The following is a 14,243-nucleotide window of genomic DNA, read 5'->3' on the forward strand; positions in this document are numbered from 1 at the left end:
TTACAGTAATCCCTCGAAGAGGTCTGCCTGCCGCGCCTGAAAGCTGGTCGTGTAGCCCGACTCGTCCATCCGATGGGTCGTGGATTCAACGTAGTAGAGGCCGCTGAAATGCAGACCGAGGCCTGCAAGCATGACGACGACACCCTCTCTGATCTCCGGCAATCCAATGGTCTCACAGCGTCCACTGGAGGCCGGTGTGAGGTCGAACCCAGCGGCCTCGGCGATGCGCTGGGCCTCCTGCTGAGACTCGACGGCAACCCGCCGAACGTCAGTCTCGTTGCCCCCTTCCGGAACGCTCGTAGACGCTGTGATCGCCGATTTTTGATCCGGGTTCCAACCACGCACTTCAACCGTCCCGACAGATTGCTCGGCGTTCTCTTGGTTCGGACTGAACGACTGGAGCGACTTCCCGTACTCCAGGGAAACGATAGGCGCCGCCAGCGGGTTCGGCTTCCTGAAGTGGAAAATCCCGTTCGTAACGAAGAACTCGAACCCGTATTTGTTGGCCAGTTTCTCCGAGAGGAAGGCGTAATCCGACTCGTTGTGCTGGACGACCTTCTCCAGCGTGAGGTCAGCCTGCCCCACCAGATCAACCGAGACGCCCTGGAACGGGTAGTTCGACACCACGTCTGCGACCACGGCGCTCACCGTCGTATTCGACCACGACCGGTCGCGTTTTGCCTTCGTCATCTGGTGGGCAAGACTTTCGACCCTGATGTCGAGCGTCGGCCCGCCACTGGACGGGAAGTTCGGCTGGACGGACCCGATTGTGCCGATGAACATCGGCCTGAGTGTATCGCCGTAGCCCATCTGGACGACGACTGGCATCCCCTCTATTACGGGGTTCTCCGCGAAGTCTACGAAGGCACCGCGTTCGTGGTCGTATTGCTCGTTCAGCGTGAAGTCGACGGTGTTGGTCTTCTCGATGCTCGTGTCGAGTTTGAGCCCCGAAATCCGGCCGTCGGCCGCACGGTAGGTGCGCGGGCCGACCTGAACCTCGAACCGAGGTGAGTAGAAGTGGTCGTAGTCGTCTTCGAGATGCGTCAGCGTCATCGGCCATCAGACTCCAGTTTTGGGACGACAAGTGTGGTTCCGGGCTCGAGACGCCGTGGATCGGATAGGTCATTCGCCTCGGCGATGGGCCGCCATTGTCCTGGGTCACCGTACTCCTCGTCGGCGATGAGCCAGAGGGTGTCGCTGGCGGTGACCTCCCAGACTGTCCGACGGTCTGCAGACAGTTTGGGTGTGGCCTTCGACTGCTCCTCGGGCGTTCGATACCGCTTGAAGCTTACATCGGCCCGTGCCCGCAAGGGAGTCCCGTCCTGCTGGAACAGCGTGAACCGCTTGTTCGCGCTCTCCATGACTGCCTTGAACTCCAGGGTACCCCAGACGAAGCGACACTTCGGCGGTGCGTGCAACTGGCCGTCGATGGACAGCAGGGCGTCGAGTCGCTCGATCCGATCGCGGACATCGTTTGTCGATTCGTCCTCGGTCACGTCGAAAAACAGCTCCATCGAGAGCGTCTCGGCCTTCCCGCTGACAAACTGGGTCAGCGGGGTCGTGATCCCAGCCACGGATTGCTCGCCGTAGTTCATGCTCTTGTCCACGCTGTATTCGTTCGGGTTGAACCGGAACCGGATCTCCTCGCCCTGGCGAGTCCCCTCCAGGATCCGTATCTTCGCTTTCGGCAGATCCGCATCGGTCGCGCGCCCGGACATCAGCGTCCCTCCCGGTTGCGCTCCAGTCGCATCTTCCGACTGACTTCTTCGTAGAGCCTGTCGAAGACGCGTTCGTTCAGTCGCCCATCCGACCGAATGACCGTCCGCTCTGTGATGGCGCTATCGCTCGGTTCCTCGGTCTCAGAATCCGTGGGTGCTGACTGGCGCTGTGCGGTACTCGCATCCGGGACGGACGCTCCGTCCGCATTCGCAGACACTTCGGACACCCCGGGAACGGTGACCGTCAGGCCCGGTGCGTCACGGCCATCTCCTGGGGCTGTGTGGCCACCCCCGGAGTCGTTCGCAGGCCCGCTCTGCCCACTGGTTGCTCCTTCGTGCCCCTCGCCGTCGGGGGTACCTTGATGGACGACAGTCGTCGGGATGCCATCGCCTGGGGCACGCTCGCTAGCCCCTCGCGACTCCCGGCCAGGTCCGCCTCGCTCGCTCGAACTCGGTCCGACCCGTTCGGACCGACTGTCGCGGCCCGCCGACTCCCCGACCGTTCCGGGACCGCCCCCGGCGGGTCCGGACTGTTCGACGACAGTCCGGGGTGACTCACTCGCCGGCCACTCCTCGGCCCGTTCCGATAGCTCGGCTGATTCGTCGCCGCCAGGCTGGGAAGCCTGACCGTCCCAGTCAGTCAGTGACCGTCCATCCGACCGCTCAGTTTGGCTAGCCCTCCGTGTCGATCCCCCCTCCTCATCCGCGTGGTCGTTGATACTCCGGTTCTGCGGCTCGCTCACCGTCATTTCGGTCGGGTGCTGGTCACGACTGTCCGCCGTCCCATCGCCATCGTCTCGCAGCAGTTCTCGGACCCGGAGTTCGTCTCCCTGGGGAGCCGGGGAATCCGCCTCTCCTTCCTGATCGCCCGTCGGCGATTCGCCGAGCGACATCCGGTCTGCTCCGTCGTCGCGTTCGTCTCTCAGCAGTCTCTGGGCCACCAGAGGTGTGAGGGTGAGATACGACAGGTCGGCCGGCGGAGCGCCAGCCTCGGTGCTCACGCTGGTCGCGAGGACGCCGTCGAAGCCGTCGTCAAGCGTCCGCATTCGACGCGCTGTCCGGCCGGTCCGGGCCGTTCCGAGCCCCGTGACACCGATAGACCGGACGAAACGGCTGAGGTTGATAGTTTGAGGTGTGTCTACCACGTATTGTCTCTCTGTAATCGCCGCTGTTAGTGCTATGTGTTAAACAATCACAAATTACGCCCACGTCACTTATTGTTTTCTCTGAGCGAGGTGTTGACATCACGACTCGTCCTGACAGGTTCAGCGAATTTCTTCGCGGGTCGTCTTCGAAAGAATTGAGGAGTTTTTCGGAGGGAGCGACCCGATACGCACGACTTCTGGATTCGGGGCCTTGAAGAGGCCGACCGCTATTCGAGCGGAGGACGGCGCTGAATCGGTTCGCTGATCCTGATAACGGGAAAGAATTACCACTACGGCTTGTGTACTATCTGAGAATGGCGACTCGTGAACTATCCTGGCAGGGGCGGGATGGACTGTGACACGTCGGCAGGTCGACCCCGAACGTGACGAGGGATCTAGCCGTGCGCACGGCCGGTCGGCTGACCGCGATGGTCCGGATGCCGCCCGCCGGGACGGCGTCGCCTCGATTCAGCGGTCTGTCGGAAACCAGACCGTGCAGCGACTGGCAGACGGCGGGCACACGGCGCAGGGACTTGTAGTCAGTCGACCGAACGACCCGGCCGAGCGGGAAGCCGAACGAGCGGCCGACCAGGTGACGGGAACGGAGTCAGCCAGAACATCGAGTACTCCGCTACCGACCCAGAGCGACGGTGAACACGTCCAGCGCCTCTGTGAAAGATGTCGTCGACGTCACCGCGAGGGCAAACCCCTCAACTGTACGGACTGCGAGGCGGAACTGCAGCGAGCGACCGCGAGCACGGGCGAGACGACATCGGCAGAGCCTGCAGACACCCCACCCAAACCCTCGGTCGAGCGCCAGGTCCAGCGCGCTCGAAGCGGCGGTCGGCCACTCCCTGAGCCCCACCGGTCGTACTTCGAGTCGCAGTTCGGCCGGGATTTCGGCGACGTTCGGGTGCATACTGACACTGCTGCGGACAGAGCCGCTCGTGCAGTGGGGGCGCGCGCGTTCACCATCGGAAATCAAGTCGTGTTCCGCCGAGGCGAGTACCTTCCGGACAGTTCCGACGGTCGGCGGTTACTGGCGCACGAATTGTCACACGTCGTTCAATCTCGTGGAGACTCCTCAGTTGTCCATCGCCAGACCGAACAGAAGACGGCGACGACGAAGTCACAGAGTCCGCAGTCCGAACAGAGCAGCGACTACGCCGAAATGTTAGTGGACTGGCTGGGAAAACAGAAGGACGGAAGGGGGACGATCCCTCTTTCCACGTCCCAGGAATACGAGATGGGTGCGGGGACCTTTACGTTCGACGTCGATGCGAAACTGGTCCTCATGCCCAAACTCACGACGAACTTCAAGGGGATGACGATCAAGTGGGAGCCAGGTGACGATTCAGACAAGTCATACTCGCTAAAAGTTGGTCCGCAAAAGGTGAGCCTCAACTGGAAGTATGACCCCGAGCTCTGGACCCTCGAGATCGGGGCGGTCGGCGCCTACGGCGACGAGCGATCGGGAGGTGACGTGTACACGACGATCACGGCCGACGTCGACATCGCACAGCTGCTCGTCCGTCAGCTCAGCGGCGGCCTTCTGAAGAAGATCAAAGAGGAAACGAATAACGCGGTCGAACCCATGATAGACGGGATTATCGGATTCGAGTTCCATCTCGGCGAGGGAAACGACAGACTCGAACTCCACCAGAACTACGCGGACCTGAAACTCGGATTCAAAATAGACTTCCAGAAACTGATCGCGGAGCTCAGGAAAACCGGAGAGGCCGCGTCCGAAGGCGCAGAACGAGGGATGGAAGAGGGAGTGGCCGACGTTCGCGGCGACGACTCACCAAAGCGAAGCGACGAGAAGGGAGACGAATCGGAGGGCGAACAGCCGAAGGGATACTCGAACGAGGCGGGGGTGGGACCGATCACTGTCTCGTCCGAGGCAGGTGCGTCGGTCGAAGCAGGCGCCGAGTTCCACGCCAAGACCACGTACGGTGAAACGGACGAAGGAGCAGTGGAGCCGACGAAGTCCTCCGTCAGCACGAAAGGATACGTAAAAGTGCAGATCGGATACTTCACTATCGACCTGACGGTCTGGGAAGGCGAGGGCAAGTCCAAGGGAACGGCGACCGAGCGGCAGGCAATGCGGGACCGAGCGCTCGCTTCAGGCATCATCGACGCGATGGAGACGGTGCCGCTCGACCAACTTCGCGGCGCAGCGACGTACGAAGAGATGGAGACGCTCGTGGACGCGCTCAACGAGAAGTGGGTGACTGCGCCGGATCCGTATATCCGAGACGCCAGGTCGCAGCTCACCGATCCCGGGTCACTCGTCGACTGGGGATGGGGTAACAACTACCCGATGCTGTTCCGCGAAGTCGGGGGGACGAACTACTTCAGCGTTTACGCGGGGCTCGATCGACTGTTCGAGATAGCCAGCCAACGGGACGGGAGCGTTGAGCAGAAAAAGCAAGTCATCTCCCGCTGGCCCGGTCGGCACGGAATCGAGATCAACGAACGGCACCGCAAGGCGCTCCACGACTGGCAGGTAGCCGTAAACACCGCGGAGCAACTGGCGCTTCGGTCTGCGGGAGGAACATCGCGGTCGGAACTGCTCGACGACGCCACGACACTGAAGTCCCACGTCACCATGATGCTCGACAAGTACAGTCCGGCAACGCTCAAATACATCGGCTACTACGAGACCCTGACGAATATCTCCCGCCTCTCCCCGGAAGAGATTGTTCGGAGCCTTACCCGGATCCAAAAGCGAAAGGCACGACAGTTGCAATCGCGCACCTCACAGTGAATCGGTCCGGCACACAGTTGCCCTGCCGGACGAGACGAGTACAGGTCGCGGTTCAGTATGGCGTTCCACAGTCCCGGCCGCCGTCACGGCAACAGACCGGCGTACTCCCCGAACTCGTCGGCACTGATTAGCCGCCCAGTCTTCTGTAGCTCACGCCGCAACGCCCGCACGACGTGTTTCATTTCCACCCGACCCTCTCCCTCTGCGCCACCGTCGTCGGCCGCCAGAAACGCCGCGGTCAGTGCGACATTTTCGACGTTGCCGCCGGTCAGGTCGAACGATGAGAGGAACTCGTAGTCGAGCTCGCCCACGGGAGTGTTCTCAGGGAAAATTGCCTGCCAGATGGCGTAGCGCGAAGCCTGGTCCGGGCGCGGGAACTCGACAGTGCGGTTGATCCGTCGCTGGAACGCGTCGTCGATGTTCTCCTCCAGATTGGTGGTCATAATCACCGCTCCGTCGTGTTCCTCCATGCGCTGGAGCAGGTAGCTCACCTCTACGTTTGCGTAGCGGTCGTGGGAGTCAGACACTTCCGAGCGCTCGCCGAACAGAGCGTCGGCTTCGTCGAAGAACAGCAGCGCGTCGCTGTGTTCGGCTTCGTCGAAGATCCGCTTCAGATGCTTCTCCGTCTCGCCGATGTATTTGCTGACGACGCTCGCGAGATCTATCTTGAACAGGTCCAGGCCGGCCTCGTTGGCCAGGATCTCGGAAGCCATCGTTTTCCCAGTTCCTGAAGGTCCGGAAAAGAGGACGTTGAGTCCGGTGCCGAGGTTGAACCGGTCTTCGAAGCCCCAGTCAGAATAGACAGTTCCGCGATGGGAGAGATGGGCTGCGACGGCGTGCAACTGGCGCAGTTCGTCCGCCGGAAGCACGATGTCATCCCAGGTGTAGGTCGGTTCACTCCGCACCGCGAGGTCGCCCAGCGTCTCCCGCGACTGGGCCCGACAAGCCTTGTAGATACCCTCGCTCGTCAGGCCGCCTGCACTTTGTCGGCGTGCTTGTTCGATTGCTTCGTTTATTCGGCCACGTGTGAGTGAAAACGTCGCGGCCAGGTCCGCGGTGTCGAGGTCATCGGCGTCAAGGTCGATAGTACCGTCTGCGATGCGGCGATCCCACAGTTCCTTGCGCCGTTCGTAGCCCGGTCTGGGCAGGCGAAGACGTGTGACTGCGTGTGAGTCGACTGATCGTGGCGCCTGCCAGTCTTCAGTCCCGCTAAGGAAGACGTGATCTGGATAGCTCGCAAGCGCCGTTACGACGGACTCGATACCCCCATCCTGTCCGTTTTCGCCGTCGAGTCGATGGACATTCGTCAGGTGAACGACGGCGTTCCGAAGGCTCGCTTCACGACAGACTCGCGTGATTGGGTCAACGCAATCACTCCGGAGCAACCGTGAGGCGTCGCTCTGGACCAGTGGTCGATCCAGCCCGGCTGCCATCGCCGCAACGGCAGCTCGTTTGCCGACGCCGTCCGGGCCTGACAGTGTGACCATCGTCTGTGTCTGGTCGGTTGCTGGTTCCGCACCCTCCACTTTCCGACGGACCTCGTCGTCTAGCGGCAGGTCCCTGATTGTCGTGTCGGCTTCGATGGCTTCTGTACAGTCGGCAATTGCCGGATCCACATCGTCTCTCCCGAGCAGGTACGCAACGACGCGCCGATCGGCGGTTACGGACGCGGCCAGCAGCGGTGCTCCCGTCTCGGGCAATCGGGGTCTCACCAGACCAGTCGAGACGAGCGGCGAGGATTCAGAGAGTCGGTAGCGCTCGTCGAGTGGGCCCCGATCCGTCGATCCGAGGATGCGGGCCACCAAGTCGACTGTCGGCCGTTTCCGCGTGAGATCATCCTGGAGGTATGCGAACACCTTTTCGTACTCCAAGTCGAGGTCCGGTGCGACGGCCAGCAACAAGGCGTCGATGTGTCTGTCGGAAAGTCCGAATCGTTCCGCCAGTGTTTGCAAGCGCAGGGTAGTGTCTGTGGCCGCCGTTGCAGTGACACGGTCATCAATCGTCTCGCGCCAGTCAGCGTGTCGGTCTCTGGTGTCGGTCGTGCTCTGTGTCGCTGTCCGATCGCCTGTTAAAATCTGCTCAACTTCGGCATCGGAAACATATAGGCCAGGCACGTCGCCGTTGGCGGCGGACTCTGCCCGCCAGGTTTCCAGATAGTGATAGAGCAAGGAATCGATCCGGCGGAGTTCGTCGGTGAGATGTGCTCGGTTGTCCGGATAGGGCTCCATCAGGTCACCTGCCGAGGCGAGTCCGCGGACTCTTCCAGTTTGTTCGGGGTTCACTGGCTGTCATCGCTATAGCCCCTCGACGGTACTCACACCCGTGTGTGTCAGTTCGAGTTCCTCGATGGCAACGTCGGCGCTATCGGCACTGAGGCTGGGCCCACTCCAAGTCACCGGATAGGCGTTGGTGAACGACCAACCCCACGAGAGCGCGCCGGTCGAATCCAGCAGGAAGAGCATGACAGTCTTCCGGTCGACGGGGCCAGAGGCAGAGCGCCTGAGCCACTTCCAGAGCGTGTCGGCATCAGTCAATCCGCGTTTTAGCGTCAAGTTCGACTGACTTTCACCGGACCACAGCTGATGCGTGTGGCCGTTGACGCCGCCTTCGTCGTATTCCTGGGTCTCGACCGACCGCTCGAGGCCGGTGACTTCGTTGAATCCACCGGCGATAACCGAATCTATCTCGACGACGAACCGATAATCGAGGTACGGGTCGCCGCGACCACCGCTGCTCATCGCTCACCGCCCTCGTTCATCCGCTCGTTGATCCGGCTGATCTCGGCACACCAGCGCTCGCGCTCGCGGTGGGGGAGCGACATGACGGTGTCGTGGTCCCAGTTGAAGTGATAGGCGATGAACGCCGTCTCCTCGAACAGACGATCGGGCGAGATTCGCGTCATTGGTCTCGGACCGGTTACTCCACCTCCATCGTCTGATCCGCGTTTCCCTGGGTGACCTCTGTGCCGCCATCGGTGGCGACACTGACTTCAAAGTTCGTCCCGCAGTCCGGGCAAGTGGCATCGACTGCGTCACTGCCGCGTTCGTTGATCCGCTCGTACATGTCCTGCAGGTACGCGAGGTCGGAGACGAACAGGTTCTCGACGACGTGGGGTGTCACCTCCTCTAAGGTTCCGAGATCAGTGATCACCCGCGAGAGCAGGATGACGGTCATGTACGAGGGATTGGACTGCACGCGGGGATCTTTCGTTGGCTTGATCTCGTCCGCAGCGGTCGCAAGTCGCATGGCTCCTTCTCGGTGGAGTTCACCGTCGTCGTCAGCATACCCGTTCGGGAGTGTGAATTCGAATTCGGTCTGGAGCACGCCAGTCATGCGGTTCGCTCCATCCCCTCGTGGACGATTTCGAGGGATTCGACGGCGACATCACCCCCGCTCGCGTCGAGGTCGGGTGCGTCGTACTGTCGTACCCAGGCCCGCTTGAACTCGAATCGCGGACCGGTCTCGCCTTCCTCGTCGAGTACGACGACCGCAATCGACCGACGAGCATCCTCGAGTTTGCCCTGTTCGACGAGTTTTCGCCACTCGTAGAGGGCAATGGAGTCCTCGGTCGTCCCCTTCTCTAGGCTGAGATTGCCGAAGTCGTTCAGGCTGGTCAGTTTGCGCGAGTGAGGCGGGTCGGTGCCCTCGCGGTACTCGACGACCTCCGTGGAGTTCTCCGGAAGGTTGCAGGTCGAGAAGCCGGCAATCGCGATGCCGTCTATCTCCAGGAGGAAGCGCGTGTTCCGGAACGGTCCGTGTCTGTCTGGCATGGCTGATCAGCCCTCCGCTCCCGCAGTCGTTTGAGAGATTCTGAAGACGACGAACTCTGCCGGTTTCACCGGTGCAATCCCAATCTCACAGATGAGTCGCCCGTTGTCGATGTCGTTCTGGGTCATGGTGCTCCTGTCGCATTTCACATAGAACGCTTCCTCGGGCGTGGTGCCCATCAGCGCACCGTCGTTCCAGACGCTGGTGAGGAAGTTCCTGATGGTCTGTCTGACCCGCGCCCAGAGCCGTTCGTTGTTGGGCTCGAAGACGACCCACTGGGTGCCTTCCTCAATCGATTCCTCGACGAAGAGGAACAGTCGCCGGACGTTGACGTACTTCCAGGCAGGGTCGCTGGAGGTGGTCCGAGCACCCCAGACGCGCGTCCCGCGGCCGCGGAAGGTACGGATGCAGTTGACGCCACGTGGATTGAGCGTTTCCTGGTCGCCCTTCGAGACCGTCTTCTGGAGGCCGCGGATCCCACGAACCTGCTCGTTGGCCGGGGCTTTGTGGACACCTCGTTCCTGGTCCGTGCGGGCGTAGACGCCCGCCACGTGCCCGCAAGGCGGGACGTTCTGGTCGCGGCCCGTCTCGGGGTGGCCGACCGTCAGCCACGGGTAGTAGAAAGCCGCGAAGTCCGAGCTCTCGGTCGGTCGCAGGTTGCCGGGCGTCGGCGGCGATGGCGGCGAGTTCAGGATGGCGAAGCGGTCACCGTTCGTCGTGCAGTGGGTGAGCACCTTCCCGTGGAGCGGGTTGGTGTACTCGTGTTCGTCCGGGACACAGACCATCGTTATCTCGTCGACCTGATCGAAAGCCGCAAAGCCCGTCCGATTCTCGGGATTGGGCGCATCCCCATCGTAATCGTCTGGGACAACGTTGTTGTTCGGGAAGTTGCCCTCAAGCCAGTAGGTCCCGCTCGCTGGCCGGGTCCCGTCCTCGCTTTCGTCCTCGTCGAAACCGACAAGTGCCGAATTGGTATTCAGGGTCGTCCCATAGTGGTCGCTCGACACTGGATCGGTCGTGAGGTTGTCATAGACTTCCTCGACATCAGGGTCCGGCGCCTCGTCGATGTCGAGGTCCGGGTCCGCCAGTACTGCCCTGGCAGCCACCCGGTCGGCCGGGTCGCTCCAGTACCTGACGATTACTCCGAAGAAATCGTTCGTACTGGGATTGTAGAGGGAGCCGTCGGCAATAGAGACGGCGACACCCTCGGCCCAGTTACCCGGGCCGATTGCTTCCAGTTCAATGATCGAGTCGGCGACGGTGGCGGTGAAGCTGAGGTCGACGGTCCCAGTCCCACCATTGTCGTCCGTGAAATTCAGCGTCACCGTCGCTTCCTCCACATCCTGATCGTTGGGTTCAGCTCTGACCGTGAGATCGGCGGATCCGCCGGCCGGGACCGCGATGCCGCCGTTCGTTATCGCGTCCAGTTCTTGGATGACGAACGCCTCGTGGTCACCGGTCCTCGAACCGACCCCATCGAGCGTTGCGTCAACGGTGCCCCGGTTGTGGATGGTGAGGGTTCGGGTCCGCGTGTTCCCGACGACGAAGGTTCCGAAATCGAGCGATCCAGTGGCTGTGGTAAGCGTCCCGTCGTGTGCTCCGACTGGACCCTCGGCCGTGAGCATCTCGTCTGTGAGGACGCCCGTCACGGCGAGTTCGATATTATCGCTGACGTTCCCCGCGTCGTCTTCCAGTGACAGTGTCCCTGACCAACCGTTTACGTTTACCTCATCGGGTTCCGCGCGAACGGTCACGTCTATGCTCTCGCCTCCTGGAATGGTCATCCCGTCGTAACTCCCCTGGTCCGGGACCGCAAAGTGAGCTGTATCTCCACCCAAGCTTACGGCTGGAGTCGCGAGTGTGATATCGGTGGTACCGAGGTTTTCAAAGCTGACTGTGGCTTCGGCCGTCTCACCGACGGTGACCGTCCCGAAATCGATTTCACCCGGTATATACCCGAGTTCGCCGTTGTTGTTGGCATGACCGAGCGGATCCCCGAGCGCTGTTCCGGCTAGAGTTACGTCCTCGGCTGTCGAATCTCCTGTAACTGTGATTTCAAGCGTTGGGTTGGGTCCGGTCGATGCACCGTCAGGGTGGGTGAATGCGACTGTGATGGGTTCGGGGTCTCCCGCTTCAACCCGCAACCCATCCGGAGGGATGTCGGTTCGAACCTCGAAGTCGTTTCGTCGGTCACCCAGTATTGCCAGATTCGTTATTGTGATCGTTTCGTCGCCTCGTTCCTCGACAGTCTCGACAAGAATGTCCTGCTCGGGTTGCTGGTCAGCCGCATGGAGGCCGAAATCGAGGGTATCAGTAACTGGGGCAAGATGGCCTGCCGTCGCCCCGACTGGCGGAAGATTCACCGTGCCAGTCTCCGTCACTTCCGGTGTAATCCGCCCAACATAACAGCGACTTCCACCGTTCTGGAAGAACCCCTCGACGGCCTGGGAGAGATAGCGATCCTCGACGACGCCGCCGAACCATCGCTGGTAGTCCGCGTAGCTCGTCAGCAGCCGCGGATCCTCCGGTCCACGTTCGGTCTCTCCCAGGAAGCCTGGTGTACTGGTACCCACGCCCTCGATGGGTTTTGCGCCGCGCTCTACCTCCTCGACGTAAACGCCTGGTGCCTGGTACTGGGGCATCTATTGCACCGATCCCAGTCGATGCGCTGTTCGCATGACTATGGAAAATATCGCGTGACTAGTTGATTAAACTTCCCCTGAGAAGAAAGTGTGCCTCAATGACGTATCGTGAGACAGGGATAGGGCACCTGCTATTCGGTCGTAATCAGTGTAAACTACTCTCCCCTACTTCGCTCGGGGTCTAAGGACCCACTCGCTCGTTGATGGTGGGCCCTCCGCCTCGAATTAGGTGAACCGCCACGGGGTCACGTGGTTCGAGACGCGAAGTGGCTCGTCATCACGGGAGATTTTCTATCTTCCGAATGACCCCTAGGCACTCAGCCTGCCCTGGCTGTAGAACCCGACGGAAAACCCTGAACTGTTAGTCGAAGACGACGTCGTGTCGCGTGGTCCTTCCAGCCCGGATCGGTATCGTTGCTGTGCTGTCGGCGTAGTCGGAATGAGAAACTGTGACTTCATGAGTTGGAGGGTCGAACTCATCGTTGCCCCCGTTGTCGTTCGGACCGTTGCCGTTGCCTGGTGGTCCGTTGCCGTTACCGGGTGGTCCATTCCCATTGCCAGATGACTGACTCCCGCCTGCCTTGTCCAGCCACTGGTCGCCGTTGTCGCTGATGACTCGCTCGGCAGACACTGGGATCCGGAGGACGTATTCGCCACCGTCTGTAGTCGGCGCCTCGACAGATTCGTTTTCGGTCGGTACGTCGGCCAGCGAAACCGTTGCGTCGCCGACTCCATCGCCACTGGGCAATGGATTGTCACTCACCACACCCCGCAGCAATGTTGTCCCTGGTGTGAACTGGTAGGCAGGCGTTGGTGTCAACCGTATCTCCTTGACTGGTGGGTCGGGTGGTTCGTCTCCTGTGTGAAGGCCGCCGTGATCCACGGATATCTGTTGATCGAAAAAGTGGTCACCGCCGTCGACTGCGACTGTGACGGGATTGGTTTCAACCTCGAAGAACAAACGAAAACCGCTAGGGTTGGTGACCGGGTCGGCCGGTACATCGGTGAGACTAACGGTCACGTCCTTCCAGGGTCGTGTCCCAGTCACCGGATCGACAAGATCAATTGCGAACGAGAGTGTTGTCCGCAATGTTGCGACGTTGGTCGCCTTTTCCCACTCGGTGGTTCGATTCGGCGCCATCTCAACTGTACTCCCGGAATTGTTGGTCAACGACGCGCTCTGTGCCGGCGGTTTCTTTTCCTTCGATGACCACCGGCGTGACCCGGTAGGCAATCGACGGACGATAGGGTGCGTTCTCGAAGGTACTCCAGATGTTGGTCAGTTCGTCCGTCGAGCGGGATTCGACGTCGATCTGTAGTTCCCCTCCAGAGAAATCGCCGGGCAAGTCGACGCCTCGGAGGATGTGGTTCTCGTGGACCGCCTGCATGATGAGGCCAAGCAGCTCATGCTGGTTAGTCGTCCGGGTCGTCGCCTCACCACCGGCCTCGCTCTGGTCACTTCCGGCCGGATGCGCAGTCACTAGGTAGTGCAGGTCGAGAACAAGCGGATCGCCGCGACCATCCTCGCGTTCACCGTTCTCGCCGTTTTGCTTGACGGTGATAGCCGGTCGGCCGTCCGCGTTCAGATGATGGGCGTTACGCGTGACCTCATAGAGATACACCGTCACGCGATGGGTCCCTGTTGCGTCGTCGGGCGAGGTGAGCGCGATGTCTTTGGGCTTGATGTCTTTGACCTGGGAGATCACCTTGTATAATCGGTCGACGAATATTTCGCCGACCTGGGCGACGACGTCGTAGGTCGGGTCAGTGCTCACGCGTCTCGCCTCCTTTCGTTCCCATCGGTCCAGTGTACACCCCAGATTCCGCTGAAGACAGGGCCTGTGTTCGGAATTTTCGCCGTGCTCGTTATCTCCATCCTGGTCGCGCTCCTATAATAACGAACTGTTCAACCTGTTAGAATATAATTGTGATGGGGAACCGAATGCTGGTATTTAGTTTGGCGGGTTCTGCCAGCGACCGATGCGTTACAACTAATTCTCGGCTGTATTTGATGCAGTGTGATTGAAGCAGTACCGGAAAGTCGGGGCCATCGTTAGAATTCTCGAAAATACATTCAACTGAAGCGGTAGCGCGGAGTCCCCTTCCTTAAGAAATGAGCGAAGCGAGTGAGTAGGGAGGGGAGGAGCGCGTTCGCATCGATCACAAACACCTGGCTATAAGTAGCCACCGTTCTACATTG

The 14,243-nt window shown here is 60.9% G+C and carries 12 protein-coding genes; 1 reads left to right on the top strand and 11 read right to left on the bottom strand.

Annotation, left to right across the window (positions count from 1 at the left end; genetic code table 11):
* Genes Harman_RS16605 through Harman_RS16615 form a run of 3 tightly spaced genes read right to left on the bottom strand, consistent with a single transcriptional unit; the run spans window position 1 to window position 2,764 of the window.
* The gene (locus Harman_RS16605) at window positions 1-1,053 is read right to left on the bottom strand and encodes a phage late control D family protein (RefSeq protein WP_137684899.1); all 1,053 of its coding nucleotides are present in this window, start codon (window positions 1,051-1,053) and stop codon (window positions 1-3) included.
* Window positions 1,050-1,718 (bottom strand): CIS tube protein, encoded by a 669-nt coding sequence (locus Harman_RS16610; protein ID WP_137684900.1) that lies wholly within the window; start codon window positions 1,716-1,718, stop codon window positions 1,050-1,052. The genes Harman_RS16605 and Harman_RS16610 overlap by 4 nt, the downstream gene beginning before the upstream one ends.
* Window positions 1,718-2,764 (bottom strand): hypothetical protein, encoded by a 1,047-nt coding sequence (locus Harman_RS16615; protein ID WP_137684901.1) that lies wholly within the window; start codon window positions 2,762-2,764, stop codon window positions 1,718-1,720. Before Harman_RS16615 ends, Harman_RS16610 begins: the two co-directional genes overlap by 1 nt.
* A 454-nt stretch (window positions 2,765-3,218) precedes the next feature.
* Between Harman_RS16615 and Harman_RS16620 the strand changes: the two genes are divergently transcribed.
* Window positions 3,219-5,633, top strand: a complete 2,415-nt coding sequence (locus Harman_RS16620; protein WP_160140704.1) for an eCIS core domain-containing protein — start codon at window positions 3,219-3,221, stop codon at window positions 5,631-5,633.
* Between the two features lie 83 nt (window positions 5,634-5,716).
* Here the strand turns inward: Harman_RS16620 and Harman_RS16625 are convergent, their stop codons facing one another.
* From Harman_RS16625 to Harman_RS16655, 8 genes are all read right to left on the bottom strand, one after another.
* Window positions 5,717-7,861, bottom strand: coding sequence for an ATP-binding protein (locus Harman_RS16625; protein WP_137684903.1), 2,145 nt, complete (start codon window positions 7,859-7,861; stop codon window positions 5,717-5,719).
* A 66-nt stretch (window positions 7,862-7,927) separates the two neighbouring features.
* Window positions 7,928-8,371 (bottom strand): phage tail protein, encoded by a 444-nt coding sequence (locus Harman_RS16630; protein ID WP_137684904.1) that lies wholly within the window; start codon window positions 8,369-8,371, stop codon window positions 7,928-7,930.
* Window positions 8,368-8,535: a DUF6760 family protein gene (locus Harman_RS21635; RefSeq protein ID WP_200830951.1), complete on the bottom strand. Its 168-nt coding sequence runs from the start codon at window positions 8,533-8,535 to the stop codon at window positions 8,368-8,370. The genes Harman_RS16630 and Harman_RS21635 overlap by 4 nt, the downstream gene beginning before the upstream one ends.
* 14 nt (window positions 8,536-8,549) lie before the next feature.
* Complete coding sequence (locus Harman_RS16635; RefSeq protein ID WP_200830953.1) at window positions 8,550-8,966, bottom strand: hypothetical protein; 417 nt, start codon at window positions 8,964-8,966, stop codon at window positions 8,550-8,552.
* The gene (locus Harman_RS16640; protein WP_137684905.1) at window positions 8,963-9,403 is read right to left on the bottom strand and encodes a phage tail protein; all 441 of its coding nucleotides are present in this window, start codon (window positions 9,401-9,403) and stop codon (window positions 8,963-8,965) included. Before Harman_RS16640 ends, Harman_RS16635 begins: the two co-directional genes overlap by 4 nt.
* A 6-nt stretch (window positions 9,404-9,409) precedes the next feature.
* Window positions 9,410-12,043, bottom strand: coding sequence for a choice-of-anchor D domain-containing protein (locus Harman_RS16645; RefSeq protein ID WP_137684906.1), 2,634 nt, complete (start codon window positions 12,041-12,043; stop codon window positions 9,410-9,412).
* A 361-nt stretch (window positions 12,044-12,404) separates the two neighbouring features.
* Entirely contained in the window at window positions 12,405-13,184 is a 780-nt protein-coding gene (locus Harman_RS16650) for a hypothetical protein (RefSeq protein WP_137684907.1), read from the bottom strand.
* 1 nt (window position 13,185) lies between these two features.
* Window positions 13,186-13,818: a DUF4255 domain-containing protein gene (locus tag Harman_RS16655; RefSeq protein WP_160140705.1), complete on the bottom strand. Its 633-nt coding sequence runs from the start codon at window positions 13,816-13,818 to the stop codon at window positions 13,186-13,188.
* Window positions 13,819-14,243 lie beyond the last annotated feature (425 nt).

It is taken from the genome of Haloarcula mannanilytica, assembly GCF_005406125.1.
Classification (GTDB): Archaea; Halobacteriota; Halobacteria; order Halobacteriales; family Haloarculaceae; genus Haloarcula; species Haloarcula mannanilytica.